Here is a 20323-nt window from a genome sequence, read left to right as displayed (position 1 = left end):
ACGGCCAACGGAGGATATAAGGATAATGTCAGATAAAACCATCTCAGCCCTAGCCGAGGAAGTCGGCAAACCCGTTGACCGTCTGGTAGCGCAATTTGCCGAAGCTGGTATCAACAAAAACGCCGGCGACAGCGTCACCCAGGCGGAGCAGCAGCAGCTGCTGAACCACCTGGCTGAGCAGCACGGCGGTAAGGCCGAGCCCACTCGTCTGACCCTGCAGCGCAAGACCCGCTCTACCCTGAGCGTGTCCAGCGGCGGTGGTAAGAGCAAGTCGGTGCAGGTTGAAGTTCGTAAGAAGCGCACCTACGTCAAGCGTAGTGCGGTAGAGGAAGAGGCCCGCAAGGAAGCCGAAGAGCGTGCTCGCCTGGAGGCCGAAGAAAATGCCAAGCGTGAGGCGCAAGCCAAGCGTGAGGCGGATGAGCAAGCGCGCCGCGAAGCCGAAGAAAAGGCCAAGCGTGCGGCGGAAGAAAAAGCCAAGCGTGCGGCTGAGCAAAAAGCCAAGCGTGAGGCCGTCGAGAGCGATCCCGAAACCGTTGCGCAAGAACAGAAAGCCAAAGAAGAGGCAGAAGCATTGTTGAAAGCGCAAGAAGCAGAAGCGGCACGGAAAGCGGAAGAAGAGGCCAAAGCAAAGGCCGAAGAGGCCAAGAAGCTGGCCGAAGAGAACGCTCAACGCTGGGCCGAGGAAGATGCCAAGCGTAAAGAGCAGGAAAAGAACGCTGACTACCACGTGACCACTTCTGTTGCGGCCCGAGCTGCTGAAGATCAGCAGGATGCCAAGGCCGAGCGTGCCGGTCCTCGTCGTAAGAAGAAGCCTGCCGGTGCGAATGATCGCAATGCCCGCGGTGGTCGTAACCAGCGCGGCGGTCGTAACCAGCGTGGTAAGCGCGGTGTGAATGCACCGTCGTCCATGCAGCATGGCTTCCAGAAGCCGGCTGAGAAGGTTGTCCGTGATGTGGTGATCGGCGAGACCATCACCGTAGCGGAGCTGGCCAACAAGATGGCCATCAAGGCGACCGAGATCATCAAGGCGATGATGAAGATGGGCTCCATGGTGACCATCAACCAGGTGATTGACCAGGAAACCGCGCAGCTGGTTGCCGAAGAGCTGGGCCACAAGGTGGTTCTGCGCAACGACAACGAGATGGAAGATGCCGTACTGTCCGATCGTGACACCACCGCAGAAACCGTCAGCCGCGCACCGGTTGTGACCATCATGGGTCACGTTGACCACGGTAAGACCTCCCTGCTGGATTACATCCGTCGTGCCAAGGTTGCCTCTGGCGAGGCCGGTGGTATTACCCAGCACATCGGTGCCTACCACGTAGAAACCGAAAACGGCATGATCACCTTCCTGGATACCCCGGGTCACGCCGCCTTTACCAGCATGCGTGCCCGTGGTGCCAAGGCCACCGACATCGTGGTCCTGGTTGTGGCAGCCGATGACGGTGTGATGCCGCAAACCATCGAAGCGATCCAGCACGCCAAGGCAGCCGAAGTGCCGCTGGTGATTGCGGTGAACAAGATGGATAAGGAAACCGCCGATCCGGACCGCGTGAAGAACGAGCTGTCTCAGCACGGCGTGATCCCGGAAGACTGGGGCGGCGAGCACATGTTTGCTCACGTGTCTGCCAAGTCCGGTGAAGGCGTTGACGCCCTGCTGGAAGGCATCCTGCTGCAGTCCGAGGTTCTGGAACTGAACGCCCGCAAAGAGGGCATGGCCCACGGCGTGGTGATCGAGTCCCGTCTGGACAAGGGCCGCGGCCCGGTCGCTTCCATCCTGGTTCAGGAAGGTACCCTGCGTCAGGGCGATATCGTTCTGTGTGGCCTGGAGTACGGCCGTGTCCGTGCCATGCGCGACGAGAACGGTCAGCCTATCGACGAAGCGGGTCCGTCCATCCCGGTTGAGATCCTGGGTCTGTCCGGTGTTCCGGCCGCCGGTGACGAAGCCACCGTGGTGCGTGACGAGAAGAAGGCCCGTGAGGTTGCGCTGCACCGCCAGGGCAAGTTCCGCGAGGTCAAGCTCGCTCGCCAGCAGAAGGCCAAGCTGGAGAACATGTTCACCAACATGACCGCTGGCGACATCTCCGAGCTGAACGTGGTACTGAAGGCCGACGTACAGGGCTCCCTGGAAGCGATTGCCGACTCCCTGACCAAGCTGTCCACCGACGAAGTGAAGGTGAACATCATTGGCCGTGGTGTGGGTGGTATCACCGAGACCGACGCCTCCCTGGCCGCGGCCTCTAACGCCATCCTGGTGGGCTTCAACGTTCGTGCCGATGCGGTTGCTCGTCGCACCGTGGACAACGAAAACCTGGATCTGCGTTACTACAGCGTGATCTATGATTTGATCGACGAAGTGAAGCAGGCCATGAGCGGCATGCTGGCTCCGGAGTTCAAGCAGGAGATCATTGGTCTGGCCCAGGTTCGCGAAGTGTTCAAGTCGCCGAAGATTGGTGCGGTTGCAGGTTGTATGGTGACCGAGGGTATCGTTAAGCGTAACGCCCCGATCCGTGTACTGCGCGAAAACGTGGTGATCTACGAAGGCGAACTGGAATCCCTGCGTCGCTTTAAAGACGACCTGCAGGAAGTTCGTAACGGCATGGAGTGTGGTATCGGCGTTAAGAACTACAACGACGTGAAGGTCGGTGACCAGATCGAAGTGTTCGAGACCGTGGAAGTGAAACGCACCCTGTAATCGCAGTGGAACATAGCCGGCAGCAAGCAATGAACTAACTTTGGGTTGTTGCTGGCGTATCAAGAGGGGCTGCGGCCCCTCTTTTTGGTGAAAAAGAATATGGCAAAAGAATTCAGTCGAAGCCGCCGTGTCGGCCAGCAGCTGCAGCGTGAGCTGGCGATGGTGCTGATGCGTGAGGTTCGTGACAGCCGTCTGGGCATGGTCACGGTCAATGAAGTGGAAGTGTCCAAGGACATGGGTTACGCCAAGGTGTTCGTGACCTTCCTCAATGACGACGCCGACGAGGTGAAGAAACAACTGGCGGTGCTGGTGGAGCTGGCGCCGATGATCCGCACCCTGCTGGCCTCCCGCGTCAAGCTGCGGGTGATGCCGGAGATCCGCTTCGAGTACGACAAGTCCCTGGTTGAGGGGATGCGGATGGCCAGCCTGGTCTCCCAGGTGCGTGCCGAGGACGACGCTAAGGCGGAGCAGAGCGGTCGTACCGATGGCGATGAGCCGGGCAGCGAAGAGGGTCAGGGCTGATGGGACGTCGTCGCAACCGTGGCCGTCTGATCGACGGCATCCTGCTGCTGGATAAGCCGGCGGGGATCAGCTCCAACGACGCGCTGCAGAAGGTCAAACGGGTCTACAATGCCGCCAAGGCCGGCCACACCGGTGCCTTGGATCCCCTGGCTACCGGCATGCTGCCGATCTGCCTGGGTGAGGCGACCAAGTTCTCCCAGTTCCTGCTGGACGCGGACAAGCGCTACACCGTGGTGGCCAAGCTGGGGGTGCGTACCACCACCAGTGACGCCGACGGCGAGGTGGTGTCTGAGCGTCCGGTCAACGTGAACCTGGACCAGCTCAACGAGGCACTGGAAGGCTTCCGCGGCGAGAGCATGCAGGTGCCCTCCATGTACTCGGCGCTGAAGTACCAGGGCCAGCCCCTGTACAAGTACGCCCGGGAAGGGATCGAGGTGCCCCGCGAGGCGCGCCCGATCAATGTCTACGAGCTGATCCTCAATCGCTTCGACGGCGACGAGGTGGAGCTGGACGTGCACGTGTCCAAGGGCACCTACATCCGCACCATCGTGGATGACCTGGGAGAGGTGCTGGGTTGCGGCGCCCACGTGATCGTGCTGCGTCGTACCCAGGTGGCCGGCTACCCTTATGAGCGCATGGTGCAGCTGGAGCAGATCGAGAACCTGCTGGAGCAGGCGCTGGATCAGGGCCGCAAGCCCAAAGAGCTGCTGGACCCGCTGCTGCTGCCGATGGACACCGCAGTGGCGACCCTGCCTGAGGTGAACATGGGTGACGTGGTTGCTGGTTACCTGCTGCAGGGCCAAGCGGTACAGGTACCGCGGGCACCGGAGACCGGCACCGTCCGTCTCACCGTCGGTCCGCAACGGGTGTTTATCGGCCTGGGTCAGATTGACGAAGATGGCTTGGTGGCGCCAAAGCGCCTGATCAACATCCAGCAGGGTTGAGCAGCCACCGGCAAGCGGCTATAATGCCCCGCCTCTTACGCTGAGTTAGTGATCGGCGTGGGGGTGAAATACATTAATTTTGGAGAAAAGACTATGTCACTAAGCGTAGAAGCTAAGGCTAAGATCGTTGCTGAGTTCGGCCGCGGTGAGAACGACACCGGTTGCCCGGAAGTGCAGATCGCTCTGCACACCGCTCAGATCAACCACCTGCAAGGCCACTTCAAGCAGCACATCCACGACCACCACAGCCGTCGCGGTCTGCTGCGCATGGTTGCCCAGCGTCGTAAGCTGCTGGACTACCTGAAGCGTAAAGATGTAGCTCGTTACCAAGAGCTGATCGCCAAGCTGGGCCTGCGTCGCTAAGTCGCAACCAATTTGGGAAAAGGGAGCCGTTAGGCTCCCTTTTCTTTTGCCTGTTATCTGACCTGTTTCCCCGGGATCGATCCCGGTTAAGCCCTTTGACACCGGGTTGTCCCCTGGTAACGTAGGGGTAAAAGTGGCTGGTATTTCGCCGCTTTTCGTTCTTGTGTTGTTTACCGCCACGTACAATCGCGCCATCTCGTACATCTTTGGTAATCCTCATGACTTTGCGCGCACTTTCCATCGCGGTACTCGCGACCCTGGGCCTGTCGGCCTGCTCCAGTGACAGTGACTCTGTTAAGCAACCCAGCTACCAGCTGTTTCACTTCGATAATGCCTACCTGAATACCGCCATCGACAGTGTGGCCACCTGCCCGGAGACGGCGCAGTACCTTGGTGTGTCTACCCATCGTAATGGCATCCGCTTTAAGGCGCAGTTCACCCTGCTGGAGACCCCCTACGGCAGTGAGGCCCGCATCGAGGGCTTTAATGAGCTCTACGCTGATCTCCCAGGTACCTACCGGGTGCGCGCCCAGTACGCTCCGCTTGAGCCCTACCAGGACAACGATGGCACCATCGACGAGGTGTACGAGTTTGAGGTTCACCCGTCCATGGCTTACGCCATTGCCCAGAGCGACTCTCCGGCCAAGCTCAACGAGGGCACCGTGAGCCTGGCTTGTGATAATCACACCGACGAGAGCCTGCAACCGCTCACCATCGACGAGAACATTACCTTTGCCCCCATGGGGACGAGCCGTGGTGTTGGTTACGGTGGTATTGATGCCCGTCGCCCCATCATCCTGCAGGACCTGGAGCGGGCGACCAGCGGCTGGCCGATGATCTACTCGCAGGCAGAGCAGCCGATGGCAGTAACGATGAGAGACGTCACCGGCTGTGCCGCAACGGGTGGCGGTATTGGTGATATCACCGTGGAGCGGTCGGAGCTGGAGTCGTGCGGTCTCTGGTTCACCAGCACGGGCCACCTCAAGGTGATCGATTCCAAGCTGAGCTCTCCATTCAACGCTGCGCAAGACTACGAGTCGGTGATGATCACCGGTTCCGATGTGACAGTGGGGCTGCTCCGTGTGAAGGGTGACCTTCATATCAGTGGCAGTAACTTACGGAAGGAACCTCAGAGTGATGCGATCCACATCTCTCACCGCGCCTACGAGCCGGCCCAATTGGCGGGCAACTGGTGGGGAGCGGGGGATGGCTCTACCATGGAAGGAAGTGAGGTGGAGTCCCACCTGAACACCCAGGTTCAGCCCTACCTCTACCCACTGGCGGACAAGCCCTACTTCGAGTAAGCCCCAGTTCGACTAATCCCTAGCAGGAGTCAACGCTTCGCTGATCCGGATAAGAGCCCTCCCTTGTGGAGGGCTTTTTTGTTGGCAATGACGACGGATGGCCATTTCCTGCCATAAATCCGGCTTTTGCAGGGCATCGATTGGCAACCGGGATGGGGAGGTTATAATTGCCCCCTCTCTTTATTTGTTGATGGTGGTTCCTCCATGACACCCCCTTTGATCCCCGCACAGCGGATGAGCCAGGCCAAGCGCATGCTGGTGATGGCGCCCTTTGCCCTGGGGGATTTTCTCTACTGCAAGACCTTCCTGGCGGCGCTGAAGCAGAACAACCCCGAGCTGATTCTGGACATCTGGTTTGACGATGGCCGCAATAACCAGGATGCCTGGCGCCTGTCCCGCAGCCGTATCATTGAGCAGTGGATTGAGGCGGAGCCCGCCTTTGAGCTGGCCTACGGCTGCTGTGACTTTGTGGAGAGCCAGCGTGCCCAGATCCAGCGGGCCGCTGAGCAACCCTATGATCTGCTACTGAGCCTGCCCAACAGTAAGCCCTGGCGCTATGCCAAGATCGCTCGCCAGATCGCACCGGAGGCCTTCTACGTTTGCGGCACTGCAGATAACAAGTCGGTGGGGCTGTGGACCCGTTGGCAGCTGCGCAGCGCCGATGCGCTCTATACCCTGACCGATAAGATGCTGCCGGCGGAGCACCACATCACCGATCGCTACTACCACCTGGTGTCGGAAGTGGCTGGGGTGGAGCTATCCCGGGCCCAGTACCTGCCCAGCATGCAGCTGCCAGAGAGCTACCCCATCGGTGCCCAGCAGTGGCTGCAGGAGAAGTTTGGCGAAGCCCCCGGTACGCTGTTCTTCCTTAACCACCTGTCCACCGCGCCGCGCAAGAACTGGCAACCAGAGCAGATGCTGGAGCTGGTTCAGCGCCTGGCGGAGGCGGAACCCAGCCGTCGCTTCGTGCTGAACGTCACCGGCGAGCATTTTGAGCCGATGCAGGCGGCGGTGGCGGAGTTTCTCAAGTCGCATCAGGCCCGGGTGGCGGTGTTTACCGTCGATCAGCACTTCTTTGAGCTGCCGGCGATGATCAGCCAAGCGGATTTTGTGGTGACCGTGGATACCGCCATCATGCACTTTGCCACCGCCTTCGGTCGGCCGCTGGTGGCGATGAAGCGGGATAAGAAGTCCTACTGGACCCCACAGGCCAGCGCTGCCTCCCAGGTGCTGGTGGCCAAGGGCAATGGTGCGGTCAGTGACATCAGCGTTGCCGATGTGCTGGAGACGGTGAACACCATGGTGCGCACCCTAGCACTGGGCCAAATCGCTGAGCACAGCGAGGCCTAGGTGGGAGACCCCATCCGGGGAATAGCGGGTTTGACACGGAGGCCAGGGGCCTCCGTTTTTCGTTTCAAGGGGCTTTGGGGTTTGCGGCGGGGCAGGGGGGTGAGGGCAGAGTCAGGGGGGCAAAAACGCTGAAATATTGCTCGCCTAATCTAGCGAGGTTCGCCGGGGTAGCGGGCCAAGTCCGAGTTGGCAGATTTTTCAAGTCTTTTCCCGACCCAAGCCCCCAGCATCGCTATCTTTCCCTTGGGTTTGCAGTATACTAACGGGCGAAATTTGAGACGAAAAACACAGTTAAGGAAACAGCTAGTGAATCCTGTCATTAAGAGCTTCCCTTACGGAAAGCACACCGTCACGCTGGAAACCGGCGTGATCGCTCGCCAAGCCGATGCCGCCGTACTGGCCAGCATGGGCGACACCACCGTTCTGGTGACCGTCGTTGGTAAGAAATCCGTTAACCCGGGTCAAGACTTCTTCCCGCTGACCGTGAACTACCAGGAGAAGACCTACGCAGCCGGTAAGATCCCCGGTGGCTTCTTCAAGCGTGAAGGCCGTCCGGCCGAGGGTGAGACCCTGACTGCGCGTCTGATCGACCGTCCGATCCGCCCGCTGTTCCCGAAAGGCTTTATGAACGAAGTCCAGGTGGTTGCCACCGTGGTTTCCGTTGAGCCGGCTGTGTCCCCTGACGTGGTAGCCATGATCGGTACCTCCGCTGCGCTGTCCCTGTCCGGTATTCCGTTCAACGGCCCCATCGGTTGTGCCCGTGTGGGTTACCAGGACGGCGAGTACCTGCTCAACCCGTCCGTGGAAGAGCTGAAAGAATCCAAGCTGGACCTGGTGGTTGCCGGTACCGAAGGCGCGGTTCTGATGGTGGAATCCGAAGCGGAAGTGCTGTCCGAAGAGGTGATGCTGGGTGCGGTGATGTACGGTCACCAGGCACAGCAGGCGGTGATCAACGCCATTAACGAGCTGAAAGCCGAAGCAGGCAAGCCCACTTGGGAGTGGACTGCACCGGAGAAGAACGTTGCGCTGGAAGCCAAGGTTGCCGAGCTGGCCACCGAAGGCATGGGCGACGCCTACACCACCACCGACAAGATGGCTCGCATCGAGAAGATCAACGCCGTGAAGGCTGCGACCAAGCAAGCGATCCTGGCGGAGACCCCGGAGCAGGATGAGCAAGAGATCGGCGGCATGCTGGGCAGCCTGGAGAAGAAGGTGGTTCGTAGCCGCATCATCGCCGGTGAGCCGCGTATCGATGGCCGTGACACCAAGATGGTTCGCGCCCTGTCCGTACTGCCGGGCGTACTGCCGCGTACCCACGGTTCCGCCCTGTTTACCCGTGGCGAGACCCAGGCCCTGGTAGCCGCTACCCTGGGCACCGAGCGCGATGGCCAGATCATCGACGAGCTGGTGGGTGAGCGCACCGACCGCTTTATGCTGCACTACAACTTCCCTCCCTACTGTGTAGGCGAGACCGGCTTTATGGGTTCCCCCAAGCGCCGCGAAATCGGCCACGGTAAGCTGGCCAAGCGTGGTGTTCAGGCTGTTATGCCGACCGCCGAGGAGTTCCCTTACACCGTTCGCGTGGTGTCTGAGATCACCGAATCCAACGGTTCCTCCTCCATGGCTTCTGTCTGTGGTACCTCTCTGGCCCTGATGGACGCCGGTGTGCCGATCAAGGCTTCCGTTGCAGGCATCGCGATGGGTCTGGTGAAGGAAGGCGAAGACTTCGTAGTTCTGTCCGACATCCTGGGTGACGAAGACCACCTGGGCGATATGGACTTCAAGGTAGCCGGTACCGCCGAAGGCGTAACCGCGCTGCAGATGGACATCAAGATCGAAGGCATCACTCAGGAGATCATGCAGATCGCCCTGAAGCAGGCCAACGAAGCTCGTAACCACATCCTGGGTGTGATGGACGAGGCGCTGCCGTCTCACCGCGAAGAGCTGTCCATGCACGCACCGCGCATCACCACCATCAAGATCAACCCGGACAAGATCCGTGACGTGATCGGTAAAGGTGGCGCTGTGATCCGTGCCCTGACCGAAGAGACCGGCACCACCATCGAGATCGAAGACGATGGTACCGTGAAGGTCGCCTCCACCGATGGCGCCGCCGCCAAGGACGCCATCAGCCGCATCGAGGCGATCACCGCCGATGTGGAAGAGGGTCGTATCTACAAGGGTAAAGTGGTTCGCATCGTTGACTTCGGTGCCTTCGTTAACATCCTGCCGGGCAAAGATGGCCTGGTGCACATCTCCCAGATCAGTGAAGAGCGCGTGAACAACGTCGCCGATCACCTGGAGATGGGTCAGGAAGTGGACGTGAAGGTAGTGGAAGTGGACCGTCAGGGCCGCATCCGCCTGTCCATGAAGGAAGTGGCTGCCAAGCCGGCTGCCGAATAAGCCTGAAGTGTGATAAAAAGGGGAGCATTCGCTCTCCTTTTTTTGTTTTGGCCCCGAGCGATCCCTTGGGGAATAGGAAGACTATGACGATGAAACGATTGATGGTGCCCGTGGTGGTTGCCGCGGCCCTGCTGACGGGCTGTGCCACCCAACCGGCGCCGATCAACGACGAACCTCAGCTGCTGCTGGCCACGCCGCAGCAGGCAGACCCCCAGATCGAGGTGCAGGTGGCCAAGCTCAGCGAGCTGCTGACCGTGCCGGATCTGACCGAACAGCAGCGGGCCCGTTTCCTCTACGACCGCGGCCTGCGTTACGACGCCCTGGGTTTGCGCACCCTGGCGCGCATCGATTTCAACCTGGCCCTGCAGCTGCAGCCGGATTACACCGATGTCTACAACTTCATCGGCATCTACGCCACCCAGGCGATGGAGTTTGACCAGGCCTACGAGGCCTTTGACGCGGTATTGGAGCTGGATCCGCAATACAGCTACGCCTACCTCAACCGGGGCATTGCGCTCTACTATGGCGAGCGACCGGACCTGGCGGTGCAGGACTTCACTACCTTCCTGCTGGATGAGCCCAACGACCCCTACCGGGTGATCTGGCTTTACCTGGCCCAGCATCAACTGGATCCGGAACAGGCACTGATCCAGCTGGCGGATCACCGCACCCGGCTGGATGACGATAACTGGTCTACCGGCCTGGTGGATCTCTACCTGGGCCGTATCAGCGGCGGTGAGCTGCTGGCCTCGAGCCGTGAAGGCCTGCAAAAGCAGGGCGAGCTGGCGGAGCGTCTGTGCGAAGCCTATTTCTACCTGGGCAAACAGGCCCGCCTGCAGGGCCAAAGCGGCAAGGCGATGAACCTGTACAAGCTGGCCCTGGCCACCAATGTGTACGAGTTTGTCGAGCACCGCTACGCCCTGCTGGAGATGCGCGAGATCGCCGAAGGCGCGATGAAAGAAGCCCAGGCTCGGGTGAATCCGCCCCAGCAGTAAGCCCTGAGCTATCCGCTATGAGATAGAAAGCCGCCTGCGGGCGGCTTTTTGCTGCCTGGGCGGAAGCGACAAAGCTGCATGAAATTTGACCAGCTTTCCTGACGAAAATTTAACCCATTGTTATAGTTACTCTCCGGCACATCAGGATGTGGTGCCTCCCCTAATCGTTCTGCCAACTTCACTAAGGTGGGTGAGTTATGGCCAGTTCCGAACCTCGTCCGGTCGTCAACAATGAGCACGCCATCATTGAGGCGGCAATAAAGCTGTTTCTGATCTCCATTTTGCTGGTCTGGTGTTTCCAGATCATTCGACCCTTCCTGGTGCCCGTGATCTGGGCCACCCTGCTGGCGGTGGCGCTGTACCCGATGCACCTGGGCCTGACCGCCCGATTGGGGGGCAAGGCCAAGCTGTCGGCCACCCTGATCACCTTGGCGGGTTTGGCCCTGCTACTGATACCGACCTTCTCGTTGGGGGGCGGTGTGGTGGACAGTGCTGGACGCTTCACTGAGCACCTGCAGGCAGGTACCCTTGAGATCCCGCCGCCGACGGACCAGGTGAAATCCTGGCCCCTGATCGGTGAAAAGGCCCACGCCACCTGGCTGGAGGCCTCACAGAATCTCACCGGCTTTATGGTCAAGCACAAGGACAGCATCGGCAATGCCCTCAGCGGCCTGCTGGGCATGCTGGGTTCTCTCTTCGGTGGCGTCGCCATGTTCTGCCTGTCGGTGATCATCGGTGGGGTATTCCTCACCACCGGCGAAGCCTGCAAAGGCGCAGTGCAACAGGTGGCCGACCGGGTAACCGGGCATACCAATTCGGAGCTGCCGCAGCTGGCCTGCGACACCATCCGCAGCGTCGCCAAGGGCGTGCTGGGGGTGGCAGTGATCCAGGCCCTGGCCGCCGGGCTGGGCATGGTGCTGGTGGGCGTTCCCGCCGCCGGGGTGTGGATGGTACTGGTGCTGGTCTTAGCCATTGCCCAGCTTCCCCCCATCATCGTGCTGGCCCCCATCATCGCCTATGTCTTCTCGGTCAACGATGGTATGTCCGCCACCCTGTTCGCCGTGTGGTCGCTGATCGTCAGCGGCAGCGATGGCTTCCTCAAGCCGATGTTCCTCGGTCGTGGCATGGAGGTGCCGATGCTGGTGATCCTGCTGGGGGCCATTGGCGGCATGATGCTGTCCGGGATCATCGGTCTGTTCGCCGGCGCCGTGGTGCTGGCGGTGGGTTATACCCTCTTTATGGCCTGGTTGAGCCCAGCCACGCAGGATGCGGAACAAGGAGCACAGGATGAGCACAGCGGACAACAAACCGTCTGATCCCAAAGCCGAAGAGACTCAAGCACAAGCCAAGTCCGAGGCGGACAAAGCCGCCAGTGAGACCAGCAAGAAGGTGCGCAAGACCTCCCGGGTGGTGGCGCTGGTCTGCCTGCTGATCTTCACCTGGTATGTGGCTTCGGAACGCTTTGCCCCCCGCACCGACAACGCCCGGGTGCGGGGCTACATCCTGCCAATGGCCACTCAGGTGGCGGGGCAGGTGGTGGGAATACCGGTCTCCAACAATCAGATTGTTCAACCTGGCCAGGCGCTGGTTAATATCGAACGGGAGCGCTACGAGTTGGCGGTGCGCAAGGCGGAAGCGGAGCTGGAGCTGGCGGGGCAGGAGGTTGGTGCCGGTACCGCCAATGTGGCCTCGGCCCAGGCCCGGGTGATCGAATCCGTGGCCAGTCTTAACCGGGTCAAGGCGGACACCGCGCGGATCCTGGCAGTGGCCGACGAGGGTTATGTGTCCCAGTCCGATGTGGACCGGGCCCGGGCCCAGTTGTCCAGTGCCGAGGCCTCGGTGGACCAGGCCCAGGCCAACCTGGAGATGGCCAAGCAGCAGGTAGGCCTGGCCGGCGAGGATAACCCCAAGCTGCAGCGGGCGTTGTCGGCCTTGGGCCAGGCCCGGCTGGATCTTGAGAACACCGTGGTGCGGGCCCCGCGCTACGGCATGGTGACCAACATCCGCTATGACGCCGGCTACTACGCCAACCCTGGCCAACCCATCATGACCTTTGTCTCCTCCAAGGATGTTTGGCTCGAGGCCTACCTGCGGGAGAACAACCTGGAGAACATCCAGCCCGGCGATGCGGTGGAGATGGTGCTGGATGCGGCACCGGGCCGTATCTTCCACGGTGAGGTGGTGTCGGTCAGCGCCGGCATCCAGTTTGAGCAGGGCAGCTCGGTGGGCAGCCTGCAGTCGCCGGAGGAGACCTCGGGCTGGCTGCGCGACGCCCAGCGCTTCCCGGTGATTATCCGCTTCTCCGATGAATCGGCTGTGGGCTACCGCCGTGAAGGGGGGCAGGCGGATGTGATCATCTACACCGAACGGGCGATGATCACCCGCTGGATCGGCAAGCTGTGGATCCGCCTGGTCAGCCTGGTGAGCTATGTCTACTGATACTGCGGTGGAGGACGACCGTCGTCGCATCCTGCGCTTTGCCCTAGGGATAACCATCTCGGTCACCCTGGCGATGACCATTGAGTGGCCTCTGGCGTTTGTTGCGCCGATCTTTGTCGGCCTGTTTCTTGGCCCGCCGGCGCTGCCGCTGCCCGCCAAGGCCTATTGGCAGTTGCTGCTGGGGATTGCCATGGCGTTTGGCGTGGGTGTGGCCATCGTCTACCTGCTGCTGCCCTATATGTGGGTCTGTCTGATCGCCATGACCTGGCTGCTGTTTCTCACCTTCTATCGAGCGGCGCTGGGGATGAACGCCATGGTGGTGCTGATGCTGCTGGTGGCGATACTGATGTTCCCGGCATTGGGACTGATCAGCCGGCCGCTGGCGGTGGAGTTTGCCTGGGGTTTTCTGATCTCCACCGGCCTGGGCCTGCTGATGGCGGCGCTGATGTACAGCTGGATCCCCCAGTTGGGGCCACTGGAGATGCCGCCCAAGCCCGACCCGCTGAGCGACGCCGAGGCGGCCCGACGGGCGGCACTCAGTACCCTGCTGGTGGTGCCGCTGTTTGTCTTTATCTTCCTGACCGATCGCACCTCAGACCTGCTGGTTCTGGTGTTTGTCGCGGTGCTATCGCAGGATCCGGACCTGCACGGTGGCATCAAGGCTGGCGCGGTGATCCTGCTGGCTAACCTGATAGGCGGTGTGGCGGCCCTGGTGTTCTACCAGCTGCTGGTGGCGGTGCCGCAGTGGACCTTCTTCGTGGCGCTGATGGCGATCACCAGTTTGCTGTTTGCCGAGAAGATCTTCCTCGACCCCAAGGGCAAGATCTACGCCTCCGCTTTCACCACCTTCCTGGTGATCATCTGCTCCACCACCGGCTCCAGCGGGGGCGAAGCGGACGCCAAGTTCATCACCCGATTGCTGCAGGTCTCTGCAGCCGCGGTCTATATGGTGGGGGGCTGTGCCCTGATGACCTACCTGGGCTGGCTCAAGGCTAAGCCTCAGACTCAGCCTCAGCCTCAGCCCCCGTCGGAGGCAGCCTGAGCCCTTTTTCTGAGCGGGGACACCGGCTATAATCGCCCCCTTTGCAGCTCCGAGCTGAACCTCCCTTTTTCCGGTCGAGATTTATGAGCAACCAGATTTCCGAAGTGGCGAAGCGACGCACGTTCGCCATTATCTCTCACCCCGATGCGGGTAAGACCACCATCACCGAGAAGGTGCTGCTGTTTGGCCAGGCCCTGCAGAAGGCCGGTACCGTTAAGGGCCGCGGTGGCAGTGGCCAGCACGCCAAGTCCGACTGGATGGAGATGGAGAAGGAGCGTGGGATCTCCGTAACCACCTCGGTGATGCAGTTCCCCTACAATGAGGCTCTGGTCAACCTGCTGGACACCCCGGGCCACGAGGACTTCTCGGAAGACACCTACCGCACCCTGACCGCGGTGGATTCCTGCCTGATGGTGATCGACGCCGCCAAGGGTGTGGAAGACCGGACCCGCAAGCTGATGGAGGTCACCCGCCTGCGTGATACCCCCATCGTCACCTTTATGAACAAGCTCGACCGCGATATCCGTGACCCGATGGAGGTGATGGATGAGGTGGAGAACGAGCTCAACATCATGTGCGCGCCCATCACCTGGCCCATCGGCTGTGGTAAGGAGTTCAAGGGCGTTTATCACATCCACCGGGACGAGACCATCCTGTACCAGAGCGGTCAGGGTCACACCATCCAGGAGAAGCGCATCGTCAAGGGCCTGGACAACCCGGAGCTGGACAGCGAGATTGGTGACGAGCTGGCGGCCCAGCTGCGCGAGGAGCTGGAGCTGGTGATCGGCGCCTCCAACGAGTTTGATCTGGAGCTGTTCCTGTCGGGCGAGCTGACCCCGGTCTACTTCGGTACTGCTTTGGGTAACTTTGGTGTCGACCATATGCTGGATGGCCTGACCGAATGGGCCCCGGCACCGCAGCCGCGGGAAACCGATCTGCGCACCGTAGCAGCGGACGACGACAAGTTTTCCGGCTTCGTGTTTAAGATCCAGGCCAACATGGATCCCAAGCACCGCGACCGCATCGCCTTTATGCGCATCTGCTCCGGCAAATACAGCAAGGGCATGAAGATGCGCCACGTGCGCCTGGGCAAGGATGTGACCATCTCCGATGCGGTGACCTTCATGGCCGGCGATCGCAGCCACGCCGAGGAGGCTTACCCCGGTGACATCATCGGCCTGCATAACCACGGCACCATCCAGATCGGGGATACCTTCTCCCAGGGTGAGGCACTGAAGTTCACCGGCATCCCCAACTTTGCCCCGGAGATGTTCCGTCGCATCCGCCTTAAGGACCCGCTCAAGCAGAAGCAACTGCTCAAGGGTCTGGTTCAGCTGTCGGAAGAGGGCGCGGTGCAGGTGTTCCGTCCCATCGACAACAACGATCTGATCGTGGGCGCGGTGGGTGTGCTGCAGTTTGACGTGGTTGTGGCTCGCCTGCGCACCGAGTACAAGGTGGAGGCGATCTACGAGCCAATCAACGTGGCCACTGCCCGTTGGGTCAGCTGTGAGGACCCGAAGAAAGAGGACGAGTTCCGTCGCAAGGCCTCCACCAACCTGGCGTTGGATGGCGGTGATAACCTGACCTACATCGCCCCCACCATGGTTAACCTCAACCTGACCATGGAGCGCTACCCGGACGTAACCTTCCATAAGACCCGCGAGCATTGATGCGCGGGTCGGAAGCCCCGGCTGCACAATGAAAAAAGGATGGCGAAGGCCATCTTTTTTTTGGCGTGCTCTGCCGTAGTTTACGGTTGTTCTAATTAGCCTTGCGGCTCCCACTTTCAATCTTTACTGACAATTTTGCCGGGTTGCCGGCAGCAACCAAAGGGGCGTCCCGCCCCCTTGGAACCCCCGTTTGCCTCCGGTCGTCGCTAACCCTCACTATCGTGTCCAAAGCCTGCGGCTCTGGCTTGAGTCGACATCCTTGTCTCCGCAAGCCACTCAGGCCATCCAGGCCTTCGACCTGGCCTTAGGCCACTTCGCTTGGGCGACTCCAAGTCGGCGAAGTGCTGGCGGGGCACGATGAACGGCGACCAAGGAGAGTGCTTGTGGAAATCAAGACTTAGCTAGGACAGAGCCGTTATTGTTGCCCGCGGGGTTTAGTCGATGAGCACTGGCCGTTCCAGCTGTCGGTCGAGCTTATCAAGGATCTGAAACAGCGCCTGACGCTCGGCATCGGTCAGGGCACTGAGCAGGCTCGACTCCCAGGCCAGGGCCAGCGGTGCCAGGTCGCGATACAGCTGCCAACCTTGCTGGTTGAGACTGAGGTTGGTGGCCCGGTTGTCCTGGCTGTCCTGGCGCTTGTGCAACAGGCCCTTGGCTTCGAGGGTTTTGACCCCGCGAGAGACCTTGGTCTTGTCCATATCGGTAAGCTGGGCGATTACCTTGGCATTGGCCTCGCCACTGCGGGCCAGCTGAGCCAGGATGCGCCATTCCGCCAGGGCCAGCGAGAAGGGGGCCTGACCATAGACCTGGGCCAGTCCCTGGCTGATGTGACTGGCGGTACTGGCCATGCGATAGGGCAGAAACTGTTGCAGTTCTACCAGGGGCTTGGAGGCTGTCATTGGGCTCTTTCCATGTAAGATCAAGGCTATGATGACGTGCAACTGGTTGCAGTTGCAACCGTTTGCCTCGATCCCCCCGGGTCAGACTGGTACCCTAACGGCCAGGAGGAGCACTATGCGTTGGATTAAAGCCCTGTGGGCAAAATATTGTCAGTTTCTCGACTCGCTGGGGCTGACCCCGGAAAGTAAGCGTTGCTGTGTACCGCTGTCTGAGCGCGCCCAGGAGGCGCTGAAGCGCGGTGAGCAACCTGATCGATAGCCACTGCCACCTGGACCTGGCGCCGCTGTACAGCCAGTGGCAGACGGTGCTGGCAAGGGCACAAGCGGTGGGCGTCAGCCACTGCATCGTGCCGGCGGTGGATCGGGCCGGCTGGCCCCGGCTTGAAGCCCTGGCCGAACACTCGGGGGTTTCCGCAGCTATTGGTCTGCACCCCTGCTTTGCGCACGCCGATGGTGATGTTGAGGCGATGACTGCCCGTCTGGCTGGCCCACATCCCTATCTTGCCATCGGTGAATGTGGCCTGGATGGGGTCGCCGGCAGCGAGCCGATGGCCGCCCAGCAGCAGCGCTGCCTGGCGCAATTGAAACTGGCGCAGCAACACGAGTTACCCGTGCTGTTGCATGTGCGAAAGGCCCACAATGAGCTGCTGCAGTTGTTAAACCGTGTGAGCCTGCCCGCCGGTGGTATCCTGCATGGCTTCTCCGGCAGCCTGGATCTGGCCCGACAATACCTGCGTCACAACCTCAAACTGGGGATCGGCGGGGTGATCAGCTATCCCCGGGCGCAAAAAACCCGCCAGACCGTTGCCCAATTGCCACTCTCGGCGATGGTGCTGGAGACCGACAGTCCGGATATGCCACTGTGCGGTTACCAGGGACAGGCCAACGAGCCGGCCCAACTGCCCAAGGTGCTGGCGGCACTGGCGGAACTGCGCAGCGAACCGTCAGAGCAACTGGCTCCCACCCTGTTACACAACCTCCATCAGCTATTTCCCACCCTGCAGCCCCGCTGAATTTCTCACCTGCTATGTTTAGGCATGCTTTGACCCGCCTGAAAAGGTGGAGATATGTGACGGTCTGTGAATCTCACTCAAGAATTTTGCTCTGAAGTGAGTTCAAATTCGAGGGTAAGTCACAATTATTACCGTTACCCTGAGGCATTTTGACGAAGAGAGCAGTATAATCCCGCCGCTTTTTAGGTAGATGTGCGCGGCACGTCAATGACATCCAGATAAGAGGATAATGGGTCAATGAGTATTGTGATGAGTTTAGTGGGGATCGTTGCCCTGCTGGCGATCGCTTATGGTTTGTCATCGAATCGCAGCGCGATTAACTGGCGCACCGTAGGTGGTGCATTTGCTATCCAGGCATCACTGGGTGCCCTGGTACTGTATGTACCGGCGGGCCAGCGTGCCCTGGGCTGGCTGTCCGAGAAGGTGTCTTCGGTCATTGGCTACGCCAACGACGGCATCGGCTTCCTGTTCGGCGATCTGGCCGCCTTCAAGGTGGGCTTTATCTTCGCGATTAACGTTCTGCCGATCATCGTATTCTTCTCCTCTCTCATCGCGGTTCTCTACTACCTGGGCGTGATGCAGTGGATCATCCGCCTGATCGGTGGTGCCCTGCAGAAGGCACTGGGTACCTCTCGCCCTGAGTCCATGTCGGCTACCGCCAACATCTTCGTCGGTCAGACTGAAGCGCCGCTGGTGGTTCGTCCCTTTATCCCGACCATGACCCGCTCCGAGCTGTTCGCCATCATGACCGGTGGTCTGGCGTCCGTAGCCGGTTCCGTACTGGCGGGCTACGCCGGTCTGGGTGTACCGCTGGAGTACCTGATTGCTGCGTCCTTCATGGCGGCCCCGGGTGGCCTGCTGATGGCCAAGATGATGGAGCCGGAAACCGAAGAGCCTCACCAGGATGTCGGTGACATCGCCGAGGATCCGGACAAGCCCACCAACGTGCTGGACGCCGCTGCTGCCGGTGCCTCTTCCGGTCTGCAGCTGGCCCTGAATGTTGGTGCGATGCTGCTGGCCTTCATCGGCCTGATCGCCATGCTCAACGGCATCATCGGCTGGGCCGGTGAGCTGGTGGGCTTCGAAGGCCTGAGCCTGGAGCTGATCCTGGGTTACATCTTCATGCCGCTGGCCTTCGTGATGGGCGTGCCGTGGGAAGAAGCCCTGGTAGCCGGTTCCTTCATTGGTCAGAAGATCGTAGTGAACGAGTTTGTTGCCTACATCAACCTGGCGCCTTACTTGAGTGGTGAAGCCCTGATCAACGGTGCTGAGATGACCGCTCGCACCCAGGCGATCCTGGCCTTTGCCCTGTGTGGCTTCGCCAACCTGAGCTCCATCGCCATCCTGCTGGGTGGTCTGGGTGCCATGGCGCCGTCCCGTCGCCACGACCTGGCTCAGCTGGGCCTGCGTGCGGTGGTTGCCGGCTCCATGTCCAACCTGATGAGCGCGACCCTGGCGGGTCTGTTCCTGGGTCTGGCAATGTAATCGACCGGTTCGGTTACCCTGACCAAACGGCTGCCTTCGGGCAGCCGTTTTTGTTTGTATCCTCGGGCGGCTTACAGCGCGGAGCTGAGCGCGTGGCTGCCAGCAGTTACCCGGGACGGCAAAACATTGCGAACCCAAGTTCCTTGTCTAAGGTTTAGGGTGGCTTCGCCATGGCGGCTAACGGTGGTGGGCCTTCATAATCACAAGGGCAGGAGAGGATGATGATGCGTTCAGCCAAGCCACTCGCTTTGGCCATACTGGCGTCCGCCACGCTGGCGCCCCAGGTGCAAAGCGCCGAGTACCTGTATGGATTCGCCGATTTTAATGTCAACTACCTGGATTGGAGCTCGAGCACCGAGCGTGACTCCGGCGGCTTTAAGGAAGATTTCTACTACCTGGAGCTGGAAGGAGGAGCAGGCTTTGACTGGGGTGATATCTATGGCTTCTTCGACCTGGAAAACGCCTTCGAGGGCAACGACCAGCCCTCTGGCAACGAGAATGGCCTGATCCAGGGCAACAGCTCCTTTAGGATCGCCGCCAAGTTCTCTGTCGGCTACAACATCTGGAACAACTGGCAGGGCTATTTCCAGAACTACTACGCCATGGGTAACAGCTTCTATGACAGCACCAGTGTGCTGGGCTTCCGCTACAAGCTGTTCACTGAATCCGGCTTCTGGATTACCCCCTTCCTGGGGCTGAACTACACCCGCACCGAGAGCTGGACCGGCACCAACGGCGGCATGCTTGGTTGGGTGTTTGGCTATGACTTCAACGCCGGCAGCCAGAAATTCTCCATCTCCAACTGGCATGAAACCGAGTTTGGTCGCAACGACCGTTACGGCGGCAGTGGCGGAGGGGGATCCACCGGTCACAATGGTGCCCTGGCATTCTGGTGGCACCTGCCGGCCAATTTCACCGTGGGGCTGCAGTACCGCTACTTCTACAACAAGCTGGGGCAGGCGGATTACGGCGATGCGGTGATCTACACGTTAAAGTATAATTTTTAGCCTTTAAGCAAAAAGCCGGCACCAAGCCGGCTTTTTGTTATCTTGTCTCAAGCTAACCTATGGCTCTAGAGTGACTTGTTAATCCCCTTCATTCCTATCAGCTCATCACGGCATTTCACAGTGGCCAGCCCTTGCCTTGACGGCGAACGGGCGACTTTCTGCGCAGTCCGATTGCGACATCCTTCCAAGCCC

At 60.4% G+C, this 20323-nt stretch carries 17 protein-coding genes; 16 read left to right on the top strand and 1 reads right to left on the bottom strand.

The annotated features are described in order from the left end of the window. Positions 1-25: 25 nt before the first annotated feature. From infB to prfC, 12 genes are all read left to right on the top strand, one after another. Positions 26-2695 (top strand): translation initiation factor IF-2, encoded by a 2670-nt coding sequence (gene infB, locus BUC04_RS10270; protein ID WP_067656365.1) that lies wholly within the window; start codon positions 26-28, stop codon positions 2693-2695. Positions 2696-2794: 99 nt separating this feature from the next. Next, positions 2795-3217, top strand: coding sequence for a 30S ribosome-binding factor RbfA (gene rbfA / locus BUC04_RS10265; protein WP_067656377.1), 423 nt, complete (start codon positions 2795-2797; stop codon positions 3215-3217). Continuing rightward, a complete protein-coding gene (truB, locus tag BUC04_RS10260) occupies positions 3217-4161 on the top strand; it encodes a tRNA pseudouridine(55) synthase TruB (protein ID WP_067656361.1) in 945 nt (314 codons plus the stop codon). The genes rbfA and truB overlap by 1 nt, the downstream gene beginning before the upstream one ends. Before the next feature lie 93 nt (positions 4162-4254). Beyond that, positions 4255-4524, top strand: a complete 270-nt coding sequence (gene rpsO / locus BUC04_RS10255) for a 30S ribosomal protein S15 (protein WP_067656359.1) — start codon at positions 4255-4257, stop codon at positions 4522-4524. A 218-nt stretch (positions 4525-4742) separates the two neighbouring features. After that, positions 4743-5828, top strand: a complete 1086-nt coding sequence (locus BUC04_RS10250) for a hypothetical protein (protein ID WP_067656354.1) — start codon at positions 4743-4745, stop codon at positions 5826-5828. Positions 5829-6032: 204 nt separating this feature from the next. Next, positions 6033-7178 carry a glycosyltransferase family 9 protein gene (locus tag BUC04_RS10245; protein ID WP_073325842.1) on the top strand — a complete coding sequence of 382 codons (1146 nt, stop codon included), beginning with the start codon at positions 6033-6035 and terminating at the stop codon, positions 7176-7178. 306 nt (positions 7179-7484) lie between these two features. Continuing rightward, the gene (pnp, locus tag BUC04_RS10240; RefSeq protein ID WP_067656350.1) at positions 7485-9581 is read left to right on the top strand and encodes a polyribonucleotide nucleotidyltransferase; all 2097 of its coding nucleotides are present in this window, start codon (positions 7485-7487) and stop codon (positions 9579-9581) included. An 89-nt stretch (positions 9582-9670) separates the two neighbouring features. Further along, a complete protein-coding gene (gene nlpI / locus BUC04_RS10235) occupies positions 9671-10576 on the top strand; it encodes a lipoprotein NlpI (RefSeq protein ID WP_306305287.1) in 906 nt (301 codons plus the stop codon). A 197-nt stretch (positions 10577-10773) separates the two neighbouring features. Further along, a complete protein-coding gene (locus BUC04_RS10230) occupies positions 10774-11892 on the top strand; it encodes an AI-2E family transporter (protein WP_067656342.1) in 1119 nt (372 codons plus the stop codon). Next, entirely contained in the window at positions 11864-13015 is a 1152-nt protein-coding gene (locus BUC04_RS10225; RefSeq protein ID WP_067656336.1) for an HlyD family secretion protein, read from the top strand. Before BUC04_RS10230 ends, BUC04_RS10225 begins: the two co-directional genes overlap by 29 nt. After that, positions 13005-14057 (top strand): DUF2955 domain-containing protein, encoded by a 1053-nt coding sequence (locus BUC04_RS10220; RefSeq protein WP_082766561.1) that lies wholly within the window; start codon positions 13005-13007, stop codon positions 14055-14057. Before BUC04_RS10225 ends, BUC04_RS10220 begins: the two co-directional genes overlap by 11 nt. An 83-nt stretch (positions 14058-14140) precedes the next feature. After that, the gene (gene prfC / locus BUC04_RS10215; RefSeq protein ID WP_067656327.1) at positions 14141-15727 is read left to right on the top strand and encodes a peptide chain release factor 3; all 1587 of its coding nucleotides are present in this window, start codon (positions 14141-14143) and stop codon (positions 15725-15727) included. A gap of 434 nt (positions 15728-16161) precedes the next feature. Here the strand turns inward: prfC and BUC04_RS10210 are convergent, their stop codons facing one another. Next, entirely contained in the window at positions 16162-16626 is a 465-nt protein-coding gene (locus BUC04_RS10210; RefSeq protein ID WP_067656323.1) for a MarR family winged helix-turn-helix transcriptional regulator, read from the bottom strand. A 115-nt stretch (positions 16627-16741) separates the two neighbouring features. Between BUC04_RS10210 and BUC04_RS24085 the strand changes: the two genes are divergently transcribed. From BUC04_RS24085 to BUC04_RS10195, 4 genes are all read left to right on the top strand, one after another. Continuing rightward, entirely contained in the window at positions 16742-16885 is a 144-nt protein-coding gene (locus BUC04_RS24085; protein ID WP_169799576.1) for a DUF5363 family protein, read from the top strand. Further along, entirely contained in the window at positions 16866-17639 is a 774-nt protein-coding gene (locus BUC04_RS10205) for a TatD family hydrolase (protein WP_067656320.1), read from the top strand. Before BUC04_RS24085 ends, BUC04_RS10205 begins: the two co-directional genes overlap by 20 nt. Before the next feature lie 237 nt (positions 17640-17876). After that, entirely contained in the window at positions 17877-19124 is a 1248-nt protein-coding gene (locus tag BUC04_RS10200) for a NupC/NupG family nucleoside CNT transporter (RefSeq protein WP_067656318.1), read from the top strand. A gap of 221 nt (positions 19125-19345) precedes the next feature. After that, positions 19346-20131, top strand: a complete 786-nt coding sequence (locus tag BUC04_RS10195; RefSeq protein WP_067656316.1) for an outer membrane protein OmpK — start codon at positions 19346-19348, stop codon at positions 20129-20131. The last annotated feature ends 192 nt before the right edge of the window (positions 20132-20323 follow it).

This window comes from Ferrimonas marina (assembly GCF_900129905.1).
Taxonomy (GTDB): Bacteria; Pseudomonadota; Gammaproteobacteria; order Enterobacterales; family Shewanellaceae; genus Ferrimonas; species Ferrimonas marina.
The sequence above is the reverse complement of the archived record's forward strand: the minus strand, read 5'-3'. Positions and strand labels throughout refer to the sequence as shown.

Bases quoted from the DNA above. Each gene is read 5' to 3' on its own strand.
- infB (WP_067656365.1), top strand. From the start codon at position 26: ATGTCAGATAAAACCATCTCAGCCCTAGCCGAGGAAGTCGGCAAACCC.
- rbfA (WP_067656377.1), top strand. From the start codon at position 2,795: ATGGCAAAAGAATTCAGTCGAAGCCGCCGTGTCGGCCAGCAGCTGCAG.
- truB (WP_067656361.1), top strand. From the start codon at position 3,217: ATGGGACGTCGTCGCAACCGTGGCCGTCTGATCGACGGCATCCTGCTG.
- rpsO (WP_067656359.1), top strand. From the start codon at position 4,255: ATGTCACTAAGCGTAGAAGCTAAGGCTAAGATCGTTGCTGAGTTCGGC.
- BUC04_RS10250 (WP_067656354.1), top strand. From the start codon at position 4,743: ATGACTTTGCGCGCACTTTCCATCGCGGTACTCGCGACCCTGGGCCTG.
- BUC04_RS10245 (WP_073325842.1), top strand. From the start codon at position 6,033: ATGACACCCCCTTTGATCCCCGCACAGCGGATGAGCCAGGCCAAGCGC.
- nlpI (WP_306305287.1), top strand. From the start codon at position 9,671: ATGAAACGATTGATGGTGCCCGTGGTGGTTGCCGCGGCCCTGCTGACG.
- BUC04_RS10230 (WP_067656342.1), top strand. From the start codon at position 10,774: ATGGCCAGTTCCGAACCTCGTCCGGTCGTCAACAATGAGCACGCCATC.
- BUC04_RS10225 (WP_067656336.1), top strand. From the start codon at position 11,864: ATGAGCACAGCGGACAACAAACCGTCTGATCCCAAAGCCGAAGAGACT.
- BUC04_RS10220 (WP_082766561.1), top strand. From the start codon at position 13,005: ATGTCTACTGATACTGCGGTGGAGGACGACCGTCGTCGCATCCTGCGC.
- prfC (WP_067656327.1), top strand. From the start codon at position 14,141: ATGAGCAACCAGATTTCCGAAGTGGCGAAGCGACGCACGTTCGCCATT.
- BUC04_RS10210 (WP_067656323.1), bottom strand. From the start codon at position 16,626: ATGACAGCCTCCAAGCCCCTGGTAGAACTGCAACAGTTTCTGCCCTAT.
- BUC04_RS24085 (WP_169799576.1), top strand. From the start codon at position 16,742: ATGCGTTGGATTAAAGCCCTGTGGGCAAAATATTGTCAGTTTCTCGAC.
- BUC04_RS10200 (WP_067656318.1), top strand. From the start codon at position 17,877: ATGAGTATTGTGATGAGTTTAGTGGGGATCGTTGCCCTGCTGGCGATC.
- BUC04_RS10195 (WP_067656316.1), top strand. From the start codon at position 19,346: ATGATGCGTTCAGCCAAGCCACTCGCTTTGGCCATACTGGCGTCCGCC.